Source organism: Erythrobacter sp. RANMB8, from assembly GCF_056848235.1.
In genome coordinates, this window is record NZ_JBREHG010000001.1 from 460,010 (window position 1) to 482,036 (window position 22,027).

Below are 22,027 nucleotides of genomic sequence, written 5' to 3' on the forward strand. Positions count from 1 at the left end.
AACAGTTCCTTCGGCGCGCCCAAGGTTCTATTTGTGAAAGGATGACGTCCACGGCACCGCAGGATGACAGCCTTGATGCGCCCGGCCTGCGCAAGATCATCCATGTCGACATGGACGCCTTCTTCGCCAGCGTCGAACAGCGCGACAATCCTGATCTCAGGGGCAAGCCCGTCGCAGTCGGCGGCGCGGGCGGGCGCGGGGTGGTCGCCGCCGCCAGTTACGAAGCGCGCAAGTTTGGAGTGAGGAGCGCCATGCCCTCGATCACGGCGCAGCGCCTGTGCCCCGATCTGATCTTCGTGCGCCCGCGCTTTGATGCCTACAAGGAAGCCAGCCGCCAGATCCGCCGGGTGTGCGAGCACTACACGCCGGTGATCGAGCCGCTGAGCCTTGACGAAGCCTATCTCGATGTCACCGAAGACCGGCTCGGCATCGGCAGCGCCACCCGCATCGCCACGCTGATCCGGCAGGAAATCCGCGCCAAGACACAGCTGACCGCCAGCGCGGGGGTGAGTTACAACAAGTTCCTCGCCAAGCTCGCCAGCGATCAGAACAAGCCCGACGGGATGTGCGTGATCCGCCCCGGCGAAGGCGCGGCATTTGTGGCGGGCCTGCCGATCCGGCGGTTCCACGGGGTCGGACCGAAGGCGGAAAGCAAGATGCAGGCGCTCGGCATTGCCACGGGCGCAGACCTTGCGGCCAAGGACATCGCCTTCCTGCGCCAGCATTTCGGCAGCATGGCCGATTACTTGTTCCGCGCCGCTCGCGGTATCGACCTGCGTCCGGTCGCCGCGCACCGCATCCGCAAATCGGTGGGCGGGGAGCGGACCTTTTCCGAGGATATCGGCAGCGGCGCGGGCTTGCGCGAAACGCTCGAAAACATCATCGCCATCGTCTGGGACCGGATCGAGGCCAGCGGCGTGCGCGGACGAACGGTGACGCTGAAGCTGAAGTTCACCGATTTCCAGATCATGACGCGGGCCGCCTCGCTGCCTGATTTCGTCAGCGGACGCGAGCAGTTCGCCGCGCTCGCCCGCAGTCTGCTGGAGGCGGAATTGCCTCTGCGGGGGCCGATCCGGCTGATGGGGCTGACGCTGGGCAATCTCGAAGGTGCAGAGGACGAAAAACCGGCGCGCGACGAAGCGCAGTTGCGGTTGCTCTAGAGCGTTCCCCGCGCCCGCCATGCGTCGATCCGCGTGCGGGTGGTCCGCCCCAGCGGCTCGGGGAGCGAGTGCGAGGGGAAAAACCGTGCCTCTGTCACCTCGCGCCTGTCGGGGCGGGGGTGCTGGTCGCAGGTTCCGGCAAACAGATGCGCGGTGTGCGGCGCGCCGGAGATGACCTCCTCGATCACCGCGACCGGTTCGATCCGGGCCAGCGTGATGCCCAGTTCCTCGCGCACTTCGCGCACCGCAGCCGCCTTCGGGTCTTCGTTCCGGCCCAGCCCTCCGCCGGGCAGCGCCCAGACATCGGGGCCATAGGAATGCTTCAGCAGCAGCACATCGCCCGAAAGGTTGGTGACCACCACGCTGACCCCTGCAATCGGCGTCCCGCGCCAGCGCCGCCAGTGATGGCGCAGCCGGTGCGCCAGCGGCAGCAAGGCGCGGTGAAGCGGGGCGGGGAGAAACTGCGGCATCAGGCGAAGACAGTAACGGGGATGCCGCGCTGCTCCGCGCCGCGCAGCAGGCGGGCGACCGGCAGATCGTGCTCGCCGCGCATTGCCGCCTCGAACACGGCGCGCTTGTCCGCCGCGCCGCCCAGCGTGAAGACCAGTGCATCGGTGTCGAGCAGCGCAGGCAGCGTCAGCGTGATGCGGTCGAACGGGGCGTGGGCAGGCAGCGGATCGGGGGTCAGGCGGCGCAGGGCCTGCGGATCGCCGGCCTGCGGATCGGTGTTGGGGAACAGCGAGGCGATATGCCCGTCATGCCCCATGCCGAGCCATGTCAGCGCGAAATGCGGCGGCGCGGCATCTTCGGCCAGCGCGATGATCACCGCACCTGCCGGTTCCAGCAGGGCGCGGATCTTGCCGGTGTTCGAGGCTTCGTGATCTTCGGGCACGATGCGATCATCGTTGGGCCACACCTGCCAGCCGGTCCAGTTGACGCCGCCCGCCGCGATCAGCGCGGCAAGGATCGGGAAGGGGGTGGAGCCGCCGGGAATGGTGATCGCGCCGCTGCCTGCCAGATGCCCCGCCAGCCAGTCGGCAATCGCGCAGGGTTCCGCACCTTCGATGATCGTGATGTTGGCCATGGCGACCTGATAGCAAACGGGCCGCCCCCGGCAACAGGGACGGCCCTTCATGGATAGCTATGCGCGCAGGATCAGGCGAGCAGCGAGCGCAGGAACCAGGCGCGCTGTTCGGCCATGTCGGTCCAGTCGTCGAGCATGCCGTCGGTGGCATTGTCGCCCGCCTGTCCGGCAAGCTCCTTCATACCCTTGAGCCGGGCGATCAGCGTCTGGTTATCGGCCAGCAGTTCGGCGATCATGTCCTCTGCCGAAAGCGTGGCGCTGTCCTGATCCCTGATCTGCGTCGCCTGCGCCACGCTGCCGAGCGAGGTCAGGGTTTCGGCATCGAGCTTGCGCACGCGTTCGGCAATCAGATCGATCTGATCACGCACTTCCAGCGCCTGTTCGTCGAACAGCAGGTGAAGATCGCGAAAGCGCGGGCCCTTTACATGCCAGTGGAAATTCTTGGTCTTGATGAACAGCGCAAAGTGATCCGCCAGAAGCCCGTTGAGTTCGCCCACGAGCGCGGCTTTCGAATTGGTGTTGGCTTCGGCCATATATTCCTCCGTTTATTACTGGCGATGCGGCACTGACTGCCGCTTCCATGCTTGCCATTATAACGGATCAATCCGCATTTGGTTGCAGAAGAAACCAATTCGCAATGATCGAACAAAACGATCAATAGGCGGTATAGCGGGCGTTCAATCCGATGAAGATCGCCGCAACAACCAGTCCCGCCGCCATCGCCAGCCGCAGCGGGCGCAGCGGCCAGCGGGCAAGGCCCCGCGCGCCGATGCTCCATCCCAGCGTCACCGCCGCCGCCCCGCCCAGCGCTCCGCCCAGCCCGGCGGTCACCGGCAGCGCCGTCCATGCCGCCAGCGCGAAGACCACGAAGCGCGCCGCATCGCCGATCTGGCGCGCGAGCAGAACGATCGCGATCGCGCCAACCGATCGGGTCGGCTCCTCAGGCGTCTTGTTGCGCACCGGCCAGCCGAGTTCGAAGGCTGCGGCAGCGAGCGCGAAGGCGACCAGCATCTGCGCGGCGCGGCGCGGCAGCATCGCGGCAAATTCGGCGCCAAGCCACGCCATCGCGGCAGCGCTGGCGATCGCGCAGGCGACGCCCGCCGCCAGCAGCGCCGCGCTTTTGCCGAGCGCATCGGACCACTGCGCCACCAGCCACTGGTCACGCCCGCCCAGTGCCAGTGCAAACACCAGCAGCAGCGACAGCAGGAACCCGTCCACGCCGGATCAGGCCGCCCACGGCCCCGTGATCGCCAGTGTGGCGGTGGGAGAATAGACGTTGATGAACAGCCACTTGCCATCGGGCGAGAAACACGCGCCTGCCAGTTCGGTCTGCGCTTTCAGCCGCGCTACGTCATAGGCGCGGCCATCGGGCGTGATACCGCGAATGTGGTTGTCGACCACATCGGTATACTGGTCCTCGCACACGATCAGGTGGCCACTCGGCGCAACGCACAGATTGTCGCCATAGTTGAACTGGTCGGTGCTTTCGCTTTCGAAGAACAGCGTGACCGTGTCGGGCTGGCCCGCCTGACCGACCGTCAGCTTGAGGATCTGGCCCAGCTGCTTCGCGCCGCCGCTGGTGCAGCAGGCGAAGACTTCGGAGACCCCGCGATTGACGCCCATGTGCAGCCCCTCGCCCCGCGCCAGCAGCGCGGCGCCCTTAGCGGCGGCGCGCAGGCGCAGATCGTCCTTCGGCGCTTCGACATCATCCAGATCGACCCACGACACGCGATAGGGCTTGCCCACCATCATGCTTGCGCCGGTCCAGTTGCGGGTATCGGCCAGCCCCTCGATCACCATCGCCTGCAAGCGCCCGCCCTCGGCCAGCTTGCCCGGCAGTTTGGGGATGAAGCGATAGAGCACCCCGTCGTCGCGGTCTTCGGTCTGGTAGACGATGCCGGTGGCCGGATCGACCGCGGCGGCTTCGTGGTTGAAGCGGCCCATTGCGGTCAGCGGCACCGGATCGACCAGCCCGCGCGCCGATGCGGGCACTTCGAACACCCAGCCGTGATTGCGCTCCAGCCCGTCGCCATAACGCTGGCCGGGGCCGGTCGGGGCCTCCTCGCAGGTCAGCCAGCTGCCCCAAGGTGTGACCCCGCCCGAACAATTGCGGATCGTGCCGCCAAGGCTGCGGAACTGGCGCTTGACCGCCAGCGTCGCCGCATCGAGCACAATCGTGGTGGTGCCGCCGGGCACAAACTTGCCACCACGCTTGCCGAAACCCTTGGCAATCGGCCCGCCCGCATCGTGCTGCGGCTGGAGTTCGTGGTTGCGCACCAGCGCGATTTCGCCGTTACCGATTGCGAAACAGCCCATCCCGTCGGCACGGTCTGGCACCTTGCGGCCATCATCCATGGCTTCGCCAAGGCGCGAGATCACGCGGTAGGAAAAGCCCTGCGGCAGATCGATCAGCCCCGCCGGATCGGGGCCCAAGGCGCCGTAACCGGCAAATCCGCCCGAAGCGCGCGGCGCGGTGGCGGTCGCGCCGCTGCGCGTCATGCAGCCGCTCGCCGCCAGCGCGGCAAAGGCTGAGGCGGTGGCACCCAGAAAACGGCGGCGGTCGGGCGAGATCGTGATGGCGTGAGTCATGCCCATGACCCTACTGCCGCTCTCCCAGTGCGGCAAGGATGGCATGCCAGCGGACATATTTGAAGTTCTGGGCATGGGGCGGGTTCACCCCGTCCTGCGCGATGAAGATGCCGCCCGGAAAGTCGGGGCCGAAATCGCGGTTGTCGAGCTCGATCCCGTCGGTTTCCTCGGTGCTGCCGAAGCGGCCCGCCGCGATGCGGAAGCGGCCCACCGGTGCGTGATCGGGCAGGCGCCACACCGCATAGGCATTGTCGCCCTGCGATGATCCGACCAGATAGCCGCCATCGGTGCCTTCGGGCGCAAGTGCCAGACCTTCCAGATCGGCGACCAGCAGCCTGTTGTCCACGGCCGCGATCAGGCGCTTGGTGCCGGTGGCGGTATCGATCGCCCACAGCCCTGCGTCTTCCTCGCCGATATAGAGCGTGCCGGTGCGCGGATCGGCGATGCAGCCTTCGGGCTGGGTGGCGACAGTCGCGAGCGTGGTGGTGGAGCCGGCAAAGCCGCCCGCCGAACGGGTCACGACAGTGCGGTAGATCACCCCGTTCTTGGGCGCGTTGAACACGGTAAAGGCATTGCCCGCGACGGTGCCCGATTGCGGCTTGTCGATGCAGATGCCGTAAGCCTCGCCCGGCCCTACCGCGACCCTGCCCGCCGGGGTCAGCGCGCCGCTGGAACGGTCGAGCAGCGCCAGGAAGATATGCCCGTTCGCCAGATCGCTGCGATCGCTCGCCGCGACCACCACCGTGCCATCGCCCAGTTCGACCAGATCGACATTGTTCATGCCGGGCGCGGCCAGAAAGGCCTTCTGCGCGCCTTTCAGGTCATAGACGTAAAGCCCGCCCTTCTTGTCGGTGCCCACGATCAGGCTCGCCGCCGGATCGGCAGGGTTGCGCCAGATCGCCGGATCATCGGCGGCGTCCTCATTGACGGTGCCGACGGGCGGGGTTTCGGCGCTCGCCATGACGGTGACCGCCGGATCGCCGGTGATCGCGGGGACCGTCGCACAGGCGGCAGCGATCCCCAGCGATGCGAGTGCGAAGCCTTGGAAGGGTCTGATCATGATCGCTTCCCGTCAGAAGGTGAGACGGATGCCGCCCTTGATGGTCCAGTTGTATTTCTCGAATTGCAGCACATTCTGCCGCCCGCCCAGCCGGTTGAAGGCGAAGTATTCGGCGTCATTGATGTTGACCCATTCGAAATAGGCCTGGAAGTTCTTGTTGATATTGTAACGGCCCGAAAAATCGAGCTGGAAGAGACTGTCGACAATGCGGTCTTCGTCGGCTCCGCCCTGGATTTCGTCGAGGTACAGGTCGCGGTAAGTGCCTGCCAGACGCAGCGACACCGGGCCCTTTTCATAGCCGAGCACGCCGTTGAAGGTATGGCGGCTCGCGCTTGGCAGGGTGATTTCGCGGAACGCCGGCGTATCGGTGATGTCGTCGATATCGCCATCGGAAATCAGGCCTTTGGCATCGGTAAAGGTGTAGTTGGCCTGCACGAGGAAGCCCGACAGGAGCCCGGGCAGGAAATCGAGCTTTTGCGAGAAGCCGAGTTCCACGCCGAAGATTTCGGCCGTCCGGCCATTGAGCGTCGTATCCAGCCGGGTGATATCAACCCCCAGCAGCGGATCGGGATCGGTGATCCGCTGGCTGAAGATGAAGTTGTCGATTTCCTTGTAGAACAGGCCGGCGGTGATCGCGCCGTTGTTCGACATGTAATATTCGATCGTCGCGTCGAAATTCCACGCTTCGTAGGGCACCAGATTGGGGTTGCCAGCCTCGGCCTCGTCATCCTCGATGATGGTACGCGGGGCGAGATCGCCGATATTCGGTCGCACGAGACTGCGATAGGCCGCCGCGCGCAGGATCAGATCGGGCTGCGCGGCGTAGCGGATATTGAGGCTGGGCAACCAGTGATCATAGTTGCGCTCGAGATTGGTGGGCGTGACCAGCACGGTGTCCTCGGTCGCGATACCACCGCCCGGCAAGGTGCCGTCTTCCTCGACCAGCTGCACCAGATTGCCGGTCAAGCTATTGTAGGTCCGCTCGTAACGCACCCCCCCGATTACCAGCAGCTTGCTGCTTTCCCAGCGGCCAAGGAGGTAGCTGGCGAAGATGTCTTCATCGACCGAGAAGTTCTCGACATTGCTGGCAAGCGCGGTGTCGATCTGGTTGAGCTCGAAGGCGCCACGATTGGCGTTGAAGAACTCGGTCGCCTCGGTGAAGCCGGGCAGCGGGGAAATGTCGGCAAGACGATAAGTTTGCCCGGCGCCGAGGACATTGGCGAGGGTCAGATCGTCATTCTCCCAGAATTCGAACCGCCCGTTGAAGAACTTCTCGCGCCAGCGCGCCTTGGCCCCACCCTGGATCGTCAGCGTTCCGGCGTCGCTGTAGATTTCGTAGCCGAGGTCGAACCGCGCGGCGAACTCCTCGTCCTCCCCCAGCGAAGTTTCGGTGAATTCGATCGAGTTAAGCCCGTAATTGGCGGGGTTCAGGAAGCCGGCGCTGTTACCGGTGACCGAATAGAGCGGGACCCGCGGATCGCTGTAATCGAACGCGATTGCCATCCCGGAATTGCGGAAGTTGGCATCGAAGCGGGTCGGGTCGAGCGAGCCGTCCTTGGTTTCCGACGACTTGGCCCAGCTCATGGCATAATCGGCCTTGAGCGCGCCGAGCCGGCTTTCGCCGCCGAACACCACGGTGCGGATACGGCTAGATTCAAAGCGGTCCTTCACGCGGCGCCGGATTTGAATTCTGGCCCCGTTGCTGTCGTTGAACAGGGCATTGTCGCCGCTGCCGGAGACATTGGCGCGTTCGAGCCGGAAGATCACATCCCGGCGAAACTCCTGATCGTTGAATTCGCTGTAGACACCCTTGAGATAGAGCTCGGTGTGCTCGCCCACGCGCGCATCGAAGCCGAGCGTCGCGCTGATACGTTCACGCTCGACATCGTAATCGCGATACTGGACTTCCTCGGCATAGATCAGGCCGCCGTCCTGCTGCCAGCCATCGGCTTCGATGTTGTCGCTTTCGAATTCGCGGTTGTAGTATGACAGACCGCCGGTGATGCCGAAATTGTCGGAGAGTTTTGTTGCGAAATCGAACGCGACGTCGGGGGTCAGCGCGCCCGAATAGTCGTTATAGCTACCGCCCAGCTTGGCCACGTAGAGGTCTTTTTTGCGGTCAAAGGCGCTGGTCGTCTTGATTTCGATCGAAGCGCCGATGGTATCGGCGTCCATGTCAGGGGTGAGCGACTTCTTGACCTCGATCGATTCAATGATTTCAGAAGAGACCACATCGAGCGCCACGCCGCGTTCATCGATACCGGGAGCAGGCACGCGCACGCCGTTGAGCGAGGTCGCGTTGAGGTTGGGGTCGAGCCCGCGCACGGTCACGAACCGGCCTTCGCCCTGATCGTTGAGCACGTTGATACCGGGCAGGCGGCGAAGCGATTCGGCCACGTTCTGATCGGGGAACTGGCCAATCGCGTCGCGGGTCAGCACATCGGACACGCCATCGGCAGCGCGCTTGCGCGACAGTGCCGAGGCAAGGTTGGCACTTTGACCAAGCACGAGGATGTTGCTCCCCGCCGTGCCGAGGACGAAGTTCTGGTTGACTGTCCCGACCTCCGGCACGTCGATGGTGAACCGCACCGGATCGGCCCCGACATACCGCGCAGTAACGGTATAGGTTCCCGCGGGCACATCGTTGAACACGAACGAGCCATCGCCGCCCGTAACGGTGCGGCGGCCGAGCTCCTCGATCACGACTTCGGCCGCGCGCAAGCCTGCGGTATCGCTGGCATCGACGACCGTGCCAGCAACTTCGCCCGCCATGGCCGGTGCAGCAAGAACGGTGGTGAGAGCCAGCGCGGCGCTGCCGGCGAGAAGACGGGTGCGGATCATCGTGAAGTTCCCCTGTTCTGGCCATGATGACGGCCGGTATCGGGGCGGCCCCTAGGCCTGCGCCGTGACAGGTTGGCGACCGGTCAATGACGGATCGGAGACAGGTGCAATTGTTGCAGGAATGCCGCAAATTGGAGAGCTGGCGTTGAGCCCTGCGAACGCCTAACCTCGGGCAAAACATATCAGGAGAGGACAGCGATGAAGATCGAACCGGGCATGGCCGCCGTCGTCACCGGCGGGGCAAGCGGGCTGGGCAAGGCCAGCGCACAGGCCTTTGCCGATGCCGGCATGAAAGTCGCCATTTTCGACATCAACGACGAAGCGGGCGAGGCCCACGCCAAGGCCATCGGCGGCACCTTCCACCATGTCGACATCATGGACGAGGCGAGCGTCGAGGCAGGCTTCGCCGCCGCCCGCGCCGCCCACGGGCAGGAACGCGTGACGCTGCACTGCGCCATGGCATCGAAACGCGGCAAGACGCTGGGCTGGGACAAGGAGAGCGGGGCCTACAAGCGCCTTCCTACTGAAGACTACGCCTTCGGGGCGGAAGGGATTCTCGTCGCCAGTTACCGCGTCGCCAGCATCTCGGCGCTGGGGATGGCCAATGCGGAACCGGTCAATGACGACGGCGAGCGCGGGGCGATCATCCTCACCGCGAGCGTCGCCGCGCAGGACGGGCAGATCGGGCAGGTAATCTACGGCAGCTGCAAGGCGGGGGTGAACGGGCTGGTGCTGCCGATGGCGCGTGACCTGATGGATCTGGGCATCCGCGTGAACTCGGTCATGCCCGGCATCTTCGCCACTCCGCTGATGCTGGGGATGAAGGATCGCAACCCGCCGATGTGGGCGCAGCTCAATGCCTCCGTCCCCTTCCCCAAGCGCCTCGGCGAGCCGGAGGAATTCGCATCGCTGGTGCTGGAGATCGCCTGCAACAGCTACATCAACGGCCACCAGTTCCGGCTGGATGGGGCGATCCGGATGCCGCCGAAGTAAGGCACTTTTCCCGCGTCGTCATTGCGAGGAGCCGCAGGCGACGTGGCAATCCATGAACGAACATTGCCGCCTGCGGAAACGTCAGCCCATGGATCGCGTCGCTCCGCTCGCGATGACGAGGAGAAACAGGACATGGCCACTGCAACCAACGAATACCCCACCCGCGCCTATGGCGCGACGGCGCCCGATTCTGGCGTGGGGCCAATGCAGATCACCCGCCGGGGTCTGCGTCATGACGACGTGCTGATCGAGATCACCCATTGCGGCATCTGCCATTCCGACCTGCATTCGGCGCGCAACGATTGGGGCCGGACCACCTATCCGATCGTGCCGGGTCACGAGATCGTCGGCATTGTCAGCGCGGTCGGCGAGAGCGTCACGCGCCACAAGGTCGGCGACCGGGTGGCGATCGGCTGCATGGTGGATGCCTGCATGGAATGCGCCCATTGCGAGGCGGACCTCGAACAATATTGCCAGTCAGGCGGGATGACCGGCACCTATAACGGCACCGACCGGCGCGACGGCTCGCCCACCTATGGCGGCTATTCCGAAAGGATCGTCGCGCGCGAGGAATTCGTGCTCAAGGTGCCCGACGCCCTGCCGATGGCCGAGGCCGCGCCGCTGCTGTGCGCCGGGATCACTTCCTACAGCCCCTTGCGCACCTGGAAGGTCGGGCCGGGCAGCAAGGTCGCGGTCGCAGGGCTTGGCGGATTGGGGCACATGGGGGTCAAACTGGCGGCGGCGATGGGCGCCGAGGTGACCGTGCTATCCCGCAGCGAAAGCAAGCGTGCCGATGCGGAGAAGTTGGGCGCCCACGCGTTCCTCAACACCTCGGACAAGGACGCGATGAAGGCGGCGCGCGGCACGTTCGACATGGTGCTCAACACCATTCCCGTGCGCCATGATGTGACGCCCTATCTCCACCTGCTGCGGATCGACGGGGTGCAGGTGCTGGTCGGGATGATCGACATGATGCCCGAGGTGCACACCGGCGTGCTGCTGGGCCGCAAGGTGCTGACCGGCAGCGGCATCGGCGGGCTGGCCGAAACGCAGGAGATGCTCGATTTCTGCGCCGACAAGGACATCCTGCCCGACATCGAGATCATCCGGATGCAGGACATCGCCGCCGCCTATGACCGGATGGAAGCGAGCGACATCAAATACCGCTTTGTCATCGACATGGAGAGCCTGCGAGCCGGATAGGACAGGCTTACCTGCAAACCTTCAAGTCATACGATATTTGAATAATAATATATCGCATAAGTTTAATTTGTTTCATTGGTGCAACACAATAGAAGTAATCTGTGTTGCAAAGTAACAATTCGAATTGTGCGGCTGCGGCCAGCCGTTATTGCTTTTTCTTGCTGTGAACGAGACCCGTTCCTAACAAAAGAAGGCTCCGGCGCGGCACGCAGGGCGGAACGATCCCACCTCTCAATCAGGAGCGTTCCCTATGACAGTTCGATTTGCTTGCGCCGCTTCGGCGCTGACCCTGGCTTGCGCCCTGTCGGCTCCGGCCTTCGCGCAAGGTCCGGACAGCATCGCGGTTGAAGCCGCCGCAGCCATCGTCCCTTCGGCGCAGGTCGCCGGCAAGCACAACGCGGAAGATTTCGATCTGACCGCCGCCGCAGCACCCGCACTGCCGATCAGTTCGGCCACCTCGAGCGGCCTTGCCGTTGTCGGCAACGGCGAAGTCGTGGTCAGCAGCGCGGTGCTCGCCGCCGCGGCAGCCGCCGCACAGGATGATGGCAAGGGTGGCCGTTCGGACAGCTTCACTGTCACGCTCAACCAGGATTCTTTCTTCGGCTTCTACCCCGCCTTCAACGGGCTGATCCCGGTCAGCGAGAATGTGGATTTCAGCTTCTACGGGATCATCTGGACCACCGACGCCTTCGGCACCGGGCTCGGCTCCGATCTGTGGACCGAATTCGGCGTGGGCGCGGCGATCTACAGCGGCAATTTCGTGATCAAGCCGCAGGTCGGCATCACCAATGGCGCGCTGCTTTCGGGCGGGGTGGTCAACAACGCGGGCAACCCGACCGGCAGCGGCGGCAACTTTGCTGACGGCATCGTGCCGAGCCTGACAATCAACTATTCCGACGACACCTTCGAAGCGGAATATTACGGCGGCTATTATGCGGCCCTTCGCAACCGTAACGAGAACGCGGCGCTCGACTTCCTGCACACCTGGATCAACGCAGGCTACAAGTTCAGCGACAAGGTTTCGGCCGGTGCGCATTACGAGCTGCTGAGCAACACCCGCAACACCTTCCCCGGCGGCGGGACCGCGCGGGTGTATCAATGGGTCGGCCCCTATGTGCAGTTCAAGACCAGCAACGGCTTCTTCGTCCGCTTCACCGCCGGTGCCGACGTCGAGAGCGGCAATGACGGCGATTTCTACAAGCTGACCGCAGGCTTCACCTTCTGACAGGCTGACTGCATCATGCACGAAGGGGCGCTGCTACCGCCGGATGGCAGCGCCCTTTTGCGTTTGGCGTGGCAAGCCAGCGAAGCGTGCCGATATCTTCGGCTTCTCGTGTCTCGCAATCTTCAAACTGTTGCAGAACCGCCACGCAAGAAGATAATGTGAAAGCCTGCCTGCACATAATCTTTGTGCGCAGGTGCAGCATGGGAGATTATGACAGCGCTGTGATGGAAACCCGATTCACCGGATAAAATCTTCTGCGCAGCACGCAGGTGGAACGATCCAAACCTCTCTATGGAGCGTTCCTTATGTCCATTCGTTTTGCTTCGGCTGCCTCGGCCGTCGCTCTCGTCGCCTTCGTTTCCACTCCCGCTTTTGCCGGTGAGACGGAAGCTGCCATTGCCGCTCCGGCTGACGACACCGAAATCACCATCAGCGAAGACGCTGTCGTATCGCTCCGCGCCATTGCGCCGGTCGATATGGCAACCGCCAGCCATCAGGCCGACGAGCCCGAGCCCGCGATCACCATTTCGGGCAGCGCCACGCTGACATCGGATTACCGTTTCCGCGGCGTGTCGCAATCGGATGAAGGCATGGCCATCCAGGGCGGCTTCACCGTCAGCCACGCCAGCGGCTTCTATGTCGGCACCTGGGGTTCGAACCTCGCGGGCTGGGGCACCTTCGGCGGCGCCAACATGGAGCTCGACATTTTCGCCGGTTACGCCCTGCCGGTCGGCGAAGGCACGCTCGACATGGGCGTGACCTGGTTCATGTATCCCAGCGGTGCCGACACCACCGACTTTGCCGAGCTTTATGCCAAGCTGTCGGGCGATGTCGGCCCGGTCTCGCTGATGGCAACGCTCGCCTATGCGCCCAAGCAGGAAGCGCTGGGCAATGCGTTCCCCGTGGTCGGTCCGGCCAATCCGGGTGACAAGGAAGACAACCTCTACCTCGCCGCCGACGCGGTCTATGGCATTGCCGACACGCCGATCAGCCTGAAGGCCCATATCGGCTATTCGGACGGCAACCCCGGCCTTGGCCCGAACGGCACCAGCATCGCGCCCACCGGCACCTATTTCGACTGGCTGATCGGCGCGGACATCGCCCCGATCGAAGGCCTGACGCTGTCGGTCGCCTATGTCGATACCGACATCACCGAAGCCGAAGCCAACCTCATCCGCCCGAACTTCGCCACGCTCGCGGGCAAGTCGATTTCGGATGCGACCGTGGTGTTCTCGGTCACGGCAGCGTTCTGATCGCCTGATCTCCGAAGTGCGACCCGGAGAAGGGCGCTTTGCCACTGCGGCAGAGCGCCCTTTTCTTTTGTCCGCCGCGCCGATAGGTTTCGCTCGAAAACCCGATAAGGGGTGTGCGGAGAGGGATTATGATGCGCAAGGCGGTTTGGGCGGCAACGGCGGCTGCGGTTCTGGTTATGCCAGCCACCGGGGCGACGGCGGGCAAGCGGTATGAGGCGAGCATCACCCGCACCACTTACGGCATCCCCCATATCGAGGCGCGCAGCTGGCAGGGCGTCGGCTACGGCGTCGCCTATGCCTATGCCGAGGACAACCTGTGCCTGCTGGCCGAGGAATTCACCACGATCGCGGGCGAACGATCGAAGCATTTCGGGCCGGAGGCAAAGGCCACGCTGGGCTTTCAGGAGGTCGACAACCTGTCGTCCGACACATTCTTTCGCGGGATGATCGACCTTCCCGCGCTGCGCGAGGGTGTGAAGCGGCAATCGCAGGCCGCACAGCTGCTGGCCGAGGGCTATGTCGCGGGCTACAACCGTTTCCTGCGCGATGCGGGCGCTGACGGGGTGCCTGCCGAATGTCGCGGCAAGCCATGGGTGCGCCCGATCACCATGGACGACATGCTGCGGCTGACCGAAAAGCAGATGCTTCTGGCATCCTCGCTCGCGCTGGCCCCCGGCATCGCCAACGCGGCCCCTCCCGGCCCGGCGCAGGCCAAGGTTGCCGCCAGCACCTATGGCACCTTCCCGCGGTCCGACGAGCTTGGCATCGGCAGCAACGGCTGGGCGTTCGGGGGCGAGGCGACGGCGGACGGGCGCGGGTTGCTGGTCGGCAATCCGCACTTCCCGTGGAACGGGCCGAGCCGGTTCTGGCAGATGCATGTCACCGGCCCCGAGGGTTACAACGTGATGGGCGTGGGCCTTGCCGGAACGCCGATGCCGACGCTGGGCTTCAACAAAGACATCGCCTGGACCCACACCGTCACCGCAGCGCGCCATTTCACGCTTTACCAGCTGACGCTCGATCCGGCGGACCCGACCCGCTACATGGTCGACGGCGAAAGCGTGGCGATGGAACCGCGCAGCGTTACCGTGCCGATGCCCGATGGGACGCCCGATGTCACCCGCACGCTCTATTCCACCCGCTTCGGACAGGTGGTGGTGATCCCGGCATCGGGCGTGACATGGAGCGCCGCCAATGCCTTCGCGCTGAAGGATGCCAACCGCGGCAACCTGCGCGGGATCGAAACCTGGCTGAAGATCGGGCAGGCGAAATCGGTGGGCGAGATCAAGGCGGCCGTCAGCGAGACGCTTGGCATTCCGTGGGTCAACACCATCGCATCCGACCGCCATGGCGATGCGCTCCACGCCGATGTGACAGCCGTGCCGAATGTCTCGGCGGACAAGATCAAGGCCTGTTCAACCCCGATTTCGGGCCTGTTCGCGCAGCTCGCCACGCTGCTCGACGGGTCGCGTGCGGCGTGTGACTGGGATGTGGCCGAAGGCACCGCACAACCCGGCCTGATGCCTGCCAGCGATCAGGCTGCCACGATCCGCCGCGATTACCTTACCAATTCGAACGATTCCTACTGGATGAGCAATCCGCGCATCCCCCACCGCGCGCTCTCGCCGATCCTCGGCAAGCACGCGGCGGAGCTGACGCTGCGCAGCCGTTCGAACTTTACCGAGACCGAGGCGCTGCTCGCCAGCGGCAAGATCGATCATGCCCGCGCCAAGGCGATGGCCTTCGCCAACAAGACCCTCGCCGCCGACATGACTGCGGGCGAGATCGCGGTGCTGTGCACGACCGCAAGCGAACCTGCCGAAGCGGTGGTGCGCGGCTGCGCGGCGCTGGCGGGGTGGGATCGCCGCTTCGAGGCAGGCAGCAAGGGCGCAGCGCTGTTCCGCGCTTTCTGGGCGAGGGCAGGCAAGCTGCCGGGCCTGTGGCAGGTGCCGTTCGATCCGGCGGACCCGGTCAATACCCCGCGCGCGCTGGCGATTGACGGGGCCAAGGGGGAAAGACTGCTCGCGGCGCTGGCCGAAGCGGTGGCGGAACTCGACGCGGCGGGCATCGCGCTCGACGCCGAATGGGGCAGCGTGCAGCACTGGCCTGCGGGCGGAGAGCGCATTCCCGTCCACGGCGGCCCCGGCACCGCAGGCGTGCTCAACTATCAGGATGCCCGCCCGGCCCCTGCCGGCGGCGGCCTCGTGCCGGTGCACGGGACGAGCTACATCCAGATCGTCGGCTTTGACGACAGGGGCCCGGTCGCGGACGCGATCCTCAGCTACAGCCAGTCCACCAACCCCGCCTCGCCGCACTACGCCGACCAGACCCGCGCCTATGCGAGGAAGGAATGGCACCGCCTGCCCTTCCACAAGGCCGACATCCGCGCCGCCGCCATCGGCAAGACGCGGCGGATCGCGGAATAGGTCGGCTCAGCGCGCTTCCGGCAGCAACGCCAGCAGGGCAAAGCTGGCGAGCCAGTGTTCGCCCATGTAGTCGCCTTCGACATGGGGCAGCGCGGCGGCGAGGTGATCTTCGGCAAGGCGCTGCAACGGGTCTTGCGGCGCGCTGCGCCCCAGCGCCGTCGCAATGCCGCGCAGGCACCATGCGCGGCTGAGGTTCAGCCCGTCGAGATGGGCGATCTTGCCGTCGCTGCGGTCGGACACGGTGACCGGGCGGCATTCGCGCCCAAGCCAGCCATTGTCCTCCACCAGCGCCGCAAACCACGGCGCAAAGGCGAGATGCGGCAGCACCTCGCCCATCAGCAGCGCGGCGCTGAGCACGGGGGAGAGGAATTCATCGCCCCCCGGCTCCCACCCCGCGTAATCGCGCCGGTGGGCAAAGGCACGGGTGGCCCAATCGTCGATCAGCATCACCAGTCCGGGATCGCGCCGCTCCGCCCAGCGCCGCGCCAGCACCAGCGCGAAGGCGGTGTTGAAATGGGTGCCGACGGTGATCGGATAGGTGAGGATGCCGAGGTAATCGCGAAACCGCGCCGCAAAGGCCCGCGCCAGCGGTTCGAGCCGTGCGCCGCACTCTGCATCCTCGTGCCGTTCGGCCTCGTGATGCAGATAGAGCAGCCAGCCCCAGCCATAGGGCCGTTCGAACCCGCGGGCAGAAGGCCGGTCGAGATAGGCCAGTTCCACCGCGAGCTTCTCGGGGGTGAAACTCGCCTCGGCCAGCGCCTCGATCTCAGCCGCCTCGGGCATGGCGGGATAGAGCCGCCGCAGCGTCAGCAGGGTCCACCAGCCGTGCACGCAGGAATGCCAGTCGAAGCTGCCGAAGAACACCGGATGCGCGTCTTGCGGCAGGCGCAGATCGCCCTCGCCGGTGAAGACATGATCGTCCTTGTAGGGGAAAGGCCGCGCCACATGGCCCAGCGCGATGCGGGCAAAGTTGCGGGCGATATCCTCGGTCAGTTCCATAACAGGAAGGCCCCCACATAGATGATCACGACATTGCACGCCCACAGCGGCACGGCGGTGCCCACCTGCTGGCGGATGACCGCGTTCTGGTCCTTCAGTTCCAGCAGCGCGGCGGGCACGATGTTGAAATTCGCCGCCATCGGGGTCAGCAGCGTGCCGCAGAACCCTGCCAGCATCCCCACCGCGCCGATCACCGCGGGATCGCCGCCATACCCCTCGATCAGCAGCGGGATGCCGATGGCGGCAGCCATGACGGGGAAAGCGGCAAAGGCATTGCCCATGATCATCGTGAACAGGGCCATCCCGGCGGCAAAGACCACCACGGTCAGGAACACGCTGCCTTCGGGGATGATGCTGCCTGCGATCCCCCCGATAATCTCGCCCACCCCCGCAAGCGCGAACACCGCACCCAGCGCTGCCAGCATCTGCGGCAGGATTGCCGCCCAGCCGATCGAATCGAGCAGTCTGCGGCCTTCCTCGGCCGGGGCCAGCAGCGGCGGGCGCAGCCAGATACACGCGCCCGCCAGCGCGGCGATCACGCCGATGCCGAACAGGATCAGCGTTTCGCGCCGCGCCTCGAACAGGCCGGTCTCGCCCAGCGGGGTGTAATTATACAGCAGCGTCCCCGCGACTGCGGTCAGCGGCACCACCAGCGCGGGCAGGAACAGCCGGTTGCCGAGCCGCAGGGCATGAACCTGCCGCTCCTGGGGCGAGGTGGTCGGCGGATCGCTGCGCTTGAGGCCGCCCGCCCCTGCAATCGCGACCATCGCCAGCACCAGCACGCCGTTCGCCAGATCGGACAGGTGGCTGCCGAGCAGGAAACTGGCCGCAAGCAGCGCCCAGAAGGCGGCATTGCCGCGCCGCCCGTCCTTCAGCGATAGCGCCGCCCAGACCGCGAAGGCGCCGCCTGCCAGCACATAGAGCCATTCATAGGTGATCATCGCCGCCCCCTCCCCAGCCGCCGGTCGAAGGCGAGGATGCGCCCTGCGTGGATCACGAAGGCGCAGATCGCGGTCGGGATGGCCCAGACCGACAGTTCCAGCGGGGTCAGCGGGTAGCCCGCCGCCTCGAACACGCCCTGGATCAGCAGGATCGAGGCGATGGCGAAGAAGATGTCCTCGCCGAAGAACAGCCCGACATTGTCGGTCGCAGCGGCCATCGCCTTGACCTCGTCGCGTTGCGGTTCGGGCAGATCGCCGTGGGTCTTGACCGCCGCCGCCTCGGCCATCGGTGCGACCAGCGGGCGCACGGCCTGCGGGTGGCCGCCGATATCCTTCATCCCCAGTGCCGAGGCGATCTGGCGGAAGGCGAGATAGGCGACCAGCAGCTTGCCCATCGTCGCCCCGCGCATCCCTTCGATCACGGCGCGGGCGCGTTGCTGGAGGCCGTAGCGTTCCAGCAACCCGATCACCGGCAGGATGATCCAGGTGACCGAGATGTAGCGGTTGTCGTTGAAGGCCTTGCCCAGCGCCTCGATCACGGCGACGGGATCGAGCCCCGCCAGCACGCCGGTTGCCAGCGCCGCGCTGACCACCACCAGCAACGGATTGAAGCGCAGGGCAAAGCCCAGAACGACGATGGCGATCCCCGCCAGCGGCCAGTAATTCATGTCTCTGCCTCTCCAAAGCCCCCGCCGCCGGGCGTCAGGATCACGAAACTGTCGCCCGGCTGCATCTGTGCCGATCCGGTTGCCCCCAGTTCCTCGTGCGAGCCATCGGCCCGTTCGACCCAGTTGCGCCCCGGCAAAGCATCACCCCCGCCCGCAAGGCCACGCGGCGCGACCTTGCGGCGGTTCGCCAGCATGTTGGCGCGCATGGCTTCAAGGAAGGTCACGCGCCGCACCACCCCGTCACCGCCGCGCTGCCGCCCTGCCCCGCCCGATCCGCGCCGGATCGCAAACGCGTCCAGCCGCACCGGGAGGCGGGTTTCGAGGATTTCGGGATCGGTGAGGCGCGAATTGGTCATGTGGGTCTGCACCGCGCTGGTGCCGGGGTGATCCGGCCCCGCGCCCGATCCGCCGCAGATCGTCTCGTAATACTGGTGGGCTTCATTGCCGAAGGTGAAGTTGTTCATCGTGCCCTGGGCGGGCGCGAGGCGGCCTGTGGCGGCAAACAGCGCGTCGGTGACGACCTGACTGGTCTCGACATTGCCCGCCACCACCGCCGCGCCGGGGTGCGGGTTCAGCATCGAGCCTTCGGGCACCACCAGCGTCACCGGTCTGAGGCAACCGTCGTTCATCGGGATCGCATCGTCGATCAGCGTGCGCAGCACATAAAGCGCGGCGGCGCGGGTGATGGAGCGCGGGGCGTTGAAATTATCGGGCAGTTGCGCAGAGGTGCCGGTGAAATCGAACACCGCCGAACGCGCCTGCCGGTCGATCCGGATCGCGACACTGACAGTCGCGCCATTATCCATGGCATAGGCGAATTCGCCATCCTCCAGCCCGCCGATCAGGCGGCGCACGCTTTCCTCGGCATTGGCGAGCACGTGGTCCATATAGGCGGCGAGCACTTGCGATCCGTGCTCTGCCGCGGCGCCCGCCAGCAGCTCCGCCCCGCGGGTGCAGGCGGCGAGCTGGGCGCGCAGGTCGGACAGGTTGCGATCCGGGTTGCGCGCCGGAAACGCCGCTGCCGCCAGCACCTCGCGCACCGCCGCCTCGCGGAAGGTGCCTTGATCAACCATCAGCAGATTGTCGATCAGCACGCCCTCTTCGGCGATGGTGCGGCTTTCGGGCGGCATCGATCCGGGCGCGATCCCGCCGATATCGGCATGGTGGCCGCGCGCGGCGACAAAGGCGTCAGGCTCGTCGCCTTCCGCGCCATAGAACACCGGCACGATCACCGTGATATCGGGCAGGTGCGTGCCGCCGCGATAGGGATCGTTGAGGACATAGGCATCGCCCCTGCGGAAGCCCCGCCCGTCACGGCCTGCGCCCCGCGCTTCGATCACCCGCGCAATGCTGTCGCCCATGCTGCCCAGATGCACCGGAATGTGCGGCGCATTGGCAATCAGCGCGCCGTGCCGGTCGAACAGCGCGCAGGAGAAATCGAGCCGTTCCTTGATGTTCACAGACGTCGCGGTGGATTGCAGCACCACGCCCATTTCCTCGGCAATCGCCATGAACAGGTTGTTGAAGATCTCCAGCCGCACCGGATCGACCGCCGTGCCCGCCGCCCGTTCGCGGGCGAGCGGCGTTGTGCGGGTGAGGATCAGACTGCCCTCGTGCGCCCGCCGCGCCTGCCAGCCGTGTTCGACCACTGTGGTCGATCCGGGATCGATGATCAGCAGCGGGCCGTCTGCCACATCGCCTTCGGCCAGCGCGGTGCGGGCCATCACCGGCCAGTCGCCGGGCAGCAGCGCCGCAACGTCTGCCAGCGTTTCGGGGACGGCGCTCGCCGCCGCCAGCCCGCCCGCTGCGCCGCGCGCCTCGACGCTCAGCGCCTCGACAATGATCGCGCCATCGGCGTCGGAATAGCCGAAGCGCTGGCGGTGAAGCTGGCGGAAGGCCGCGTCCATCACCGCCGCTTCGTCACAAGGGATGGCGAGCAGACTGTCGCTTCCGGCAAAGCGCAGGCGGGCGACCGGCGCGATGGTGATCGCGTCGGCAGCGATGCCCTGCGCCAGCAGATCGCCCCGTGCCTGCGCCTCCAGCGCCGCCAGCTCGCCCGCGAAACTCTCGCCCAGCGGCCGCATCAGGGTGCGCTCGCGGATCACCTTCACCGGCGCAAGCCCGATGCCATAGGCCGACAGCATCCCGGCAAGCGGGTGGACCAGCACGGTCTCCATCCCCAGCGCATCCGCCACACGGCAGGCGTGCTGACCTCCGGCCCCGCCAAAGCAGGCGAGCGCATAGGCGGTCACATCATGCCCGCGCGCGACCGAAATCCTGCGGATCGCCGCCGCCATGTTGTCGATGGCGATGGCGAGGAAACCCTCGGCGATGTCCTCTAGCGGGCGGGGTTGCGGCAGAGTGGCAGCGACCTCCTCCAGCCGTGCACGGGCGGCCGCGAGATCCAGCGGCGCGTCGCCATCCGGGCCGAACACGGCGGGAAAGAACGCGGGGTCGATCCGCCCGAGAAACAGGTTGCAGTCCGTCACGGTCAGCGGCCCGCCCTTGCGGTAACAGGCCGGGCCGGGATCGGCACCGGCGCTTTCCGGCCCGACGCGGAAGCGCGATCCGTCAAACCGGCAGATCGAACCGCCTCCCGCCGCCACGGTGTGGATCTGCATCATCGGCGCGGCGACGCGCACGCCCGCCACCACGCTATCGCCGGTCAGTTCCACCTCGCCCGCATAATGCGCGACATCGGTGCTGGTGCCGCCCATGTCGAAGCCGATCAGCCGCCTGTGGCCAAGCGGTTCGCACGCCGCCACCATCCCCACCACGCCGCCGGCCGGGCCGGACAGGATCGCATCCTTGCCCCGGAACGCGCCGACCTCGGCCAGCCCGCCGTTCGATTGCATGAAGCGGAGCGCGCCGGTGGCGGGCAGGCTGGCTGCCAGCCTATCGGTATAGCGCTGCAGCACGGGGGAGAGATAGGCATCGACCACCGTCGTATCGCCGCGCGGCACCAGCCGGATCAGCGGGGCGACCTCGTGGCTGACGCTCACCTGCGCGAATCCGGCCTCGCGCGCCAGTGCCGCCAGCCGCGCCTCGTGGCTGCGGTGCTGCCAGCCGTGCATCAGCACGATGGCAAGGGCATCGAAGCCATCGGCGCGCAGGGCGCTGAAGGCAGCGCGGGCCGCACCCTCGTCAAGCGAACGCAGCACAGTGCCATCGGCAGCAATGCGCTCGTCGATTTCGACAATGGCGGCGGGGAGCTGTTCGGGCAGGACGATATGGCGCGCAAAGATGTGCGGCCGCGCCTGTGTGCCGATCCGCAGCGCATCGCCAAAGCCGCGGGTGATTGCCAGCGCCAGCCGCTCGCCCTTGCGTTCGAGCAGCGCATTGGTGGCGACCGTGGTGCCGATCCTGAGTTCGGCAATCGGGGCTTCACCATGCTCTGCCATCAGCCGCCGCACCGCCTCGCTTGCGGCGTCGGGATAGTGTGCCGGATTGTCCGAAAGCAGCTTGGCGGTCACCAGCCGGCCATCGGGGGTGGTGGCGACAACATCGGTAAAGGTGCCGCCGCGATCGACCGCAAAGCGCCAGGCGGGAACGTATGCTGCATTCATGCGCTGCTGTGTTGTCCAG

Annotated in this window: 17 protein-coding genes; 6 read left to right on the forward strand and 11 right to left on the reverse strand. The window is 65.9% G+C overall.

Going from position 1 to position 22,027, the window contains the following annotated elements:
• The first annotated feature begins 41 nt into the window (after positions 1-41).
• On the forward strand, positions 42-1,160 hold the full coding sequence (dinB, locus tag ACU0AG_RS02095) for a DNA polymerase IV (protein ID WP_482780602.1): 1,119 nt from the start codon (positions 42-44) through the stop codon (positions 1,158-1,160).
• Here dinB and ACU0AG_RS02100 read toward each other — a convergent pair.
• The 7 genes from ACU0AG_RS02100 to ACU0AG_RS02130 all read right to left on the reverse strand — a co-directional run bounded on the left by ACU0AG_RS02100 (position 1,157) and on the right by ACU0AG_RS02130 (position 8,734).
• Positions 1,157-1,630, reverse strand: coding sequence for an NUDIX hydrolase (locus tag ACU0AG_RS02100; protein ID WP_482780603.1), 474 nt, complete (start codon positions 1,628-1,630; stop codon positions 1,157-1,159). The two genes, dinB and ACU0AG_RS02100, sit on opposite strands and share 4 nt — an antisense overlap.
• Entirely contained in the window at positions 1,630-2,244 is a 615-nt protein-coding gene (locus tag ACU0AG_RS02105) for a 6-phosphogluconolactonase (RefSeq protein ID WP_482780604.1), read from the reverse strand. Before ACU0AG_RS02105 ends, ACU0AG_RS02100 begins: the two co-directional genes overlap by 1 nt.
• Before the next feature lie 71 nt (positions 2,245-2,315).
• Complete coding sequence (locus ACU0AG_RS02110; RefSeq protein ID WP_482780605.1) at positions 2,316-2,777, reverse strand: Dps family protein; 462 nt, start codon at positions 2,775-2,777, stop codon at positions 2,316-2,318.
• A 121-nt stretch (positions 2,778-2,898) separates the two neighbouring features.
• On the reverse strand, positions 2,899-3,462 hold the full coding sequence (locus tag ACU0AG_RS02115; protein WP_482780606.1) for a hypothetical protein: 564 nt from the start codon (positions 3,460-3,462) through the stop codon (positions 2,899-2,901).
• Between the two features lie 6 nt (positions 3,463-3,468).
• Positions 3,469-4,833 (reverse strand): alkaline phosphatase PhoX, encoded by a 1,365-nt coding sequence (locus tag ACU0AG_RS02120; protein WP_482780607.1) that lies wholly within the window; start codon positions 4,831-4,833, stop codon positions 3,469-3,471.
• Between the two features lie 10 nt (positions 4,834-4,843).
• Positions 4,844-5,893, reverse strand: coding sequence for a phytase (locus ACU0AG_RS02125; protein WP_482780608.1), 1,050 nt, complete (start codon positions 5,891-5,893; stop codon positions 4,844-4,846).
• Positions 5,894-5,905: 12 nt separating this feature from the next.
• Positions 5,906-8,734 carry a TonB-dependent receptor gene (locus ACU0AG_RS02130; RefSeq protein ID WP_482780609.1) on the reverse strand — a complete coding sequence of 943 codons (2,829 nt, stop codon included), beginning with the start codon at positions 8,732-8,734 and terminating at the stop codon, positions 5,906-5,908.
• A gap of 198 nt (positions 8,735-8,932) precedes the next feature.
• Here ACU0AG_RS02130 and ACU0AG_RS02135 point away from each other — a divergent pair, with 198 nt between their 5' ends.
• From ACU0AG_RS02135 to ACU0AG_RS02155, 5 genes are all read left to right on the forward strand, one after another.
• Positions 8,933-9,727 (forward strand): SDR family oxidoreductase, encoded by a 795-nt coding sequence (locus ACU0AG_RS02135; protein ID WP_482780610.1) that lies wholly within the window; start codon positions 8,933-8,935, stop codon positions 9,725-9,727.
• A gap of 132 nt (positions 9,728-9,859) precedes the next feature.
• Positions 9,860-10,930 (forward strand): NAD(P)-dependent alcohol dehydrogenase, encoded by a 1,071-nt coding sequence (locus tag ACU0AG_RS02140; protein WP_482780611.1) that lies wholly within the window; start codon positions 9,860-9,862, stop codon positions 10,928-10,930.
• Positions 10,931-11,180: 250 nt separating this feature from the next.
• On the forward strand, positions 11,181-12,155 hold the full coding sequence (locus tag ACU0AG_RS02145; protein WP_482780612.1) for a DUF6733 family protein: 975 nt from the start codon (positions 11,181-11,183) through the stop codon (positions 12,153-12,155).
• A 476-nt stretch (positions 12,156-12,631) separates the two neighbouring features.
• Complete coding sequence (locus ACU0AG_RS02150) at positions 12,632-13,408, forward strand: TorF family putative porin (RefSeq protein ID WP_482780784.1); 777 nt, start codon at positions 12,632-12,634, stop codon at positions 13,406-13,408.
• 128 nt (positions 13,409-13,536) lie between these two features.
• Positions 13,537-15,834, forward strand: a complete 2,298-nt coding sequence (locus ACU0AG_RS02155) for a penicillin acylase family protein (RefSeq protein ID WP_482780613.1) — start codon at positions 13,537-13,539, stop codon at positions 15,832-15,834.
• Positions 15,835-15,840: 6 nt separating this feature from the next.
• Here ACU0AG_RS02155 and ACU0AG_RS02160 read toward each other — a convergent pair whose 3' ends face one another.
• The 4 genes from ACU0AG_RS02160 to ACU0AG_RS02175 are packed head-to-tail and all read right to left on the reverse strand — an operon-like array spanning position 15,841 to position 22,008.
• Positions 15,841-16,833 carry a DUF2891 domain-containing protein gene (locus ACU0AG_RS02160; RefSeq protein ID WP_482780614.1) on the reverse strand — a complete coding sequence of 331 codons (993 nt, stop codon included), beginning with the start codon at positions 16,831-16,833 and terminating at the stop codon, positions 15,841-15,843.
• The gene (locus tag ACU0AG_RS02165; protein WP_482780615.1) at positions 16,824-17,774 is read right to left on the reverse strand and encodes a DUF979 domain-containing protein; all 951 of its coding nucleotides are present in this window, start codon (positions 17,772-17,774) and stop codon (positions 16,824-16,826) included. The genes ACU0AG_RS02160 and ACU0AG_RS02165 overlap by 10 nt, the downstream gene beginning before the upstream one ends.
• Positions 17,771-18,442, reverse strand: coding sequence for a DUF969 domain-containing protein (locus tag ACU0AG_RS02170; protein ID WP_482780616.1), 672 nt, complete (start codon positions 18,440-18,442; stop codon positions 17,771-17,773). Before ACU0AG_RS02170 ends, ACU0AG_RS02165 begins: the two co-directional genes overlap by 4 nt.
• Entirely contained in the window at positions 18,439-22,008 is a 3,570-nt protein-coding gene (locus ACU0AG_RS02175; RefSeq protein WP_482780617.1) for a hydantoinase B/oxoprolinase family protein, read from the reverse strand. The genes ACU0AG_RS02170 and ACU0AG_RS02175 overlap by 4 nt, the downstream gene beginning before the upstream one ends.
• Between the last annotated feature and the right edge of the window lie 19 nt (positions 22,009-22,027).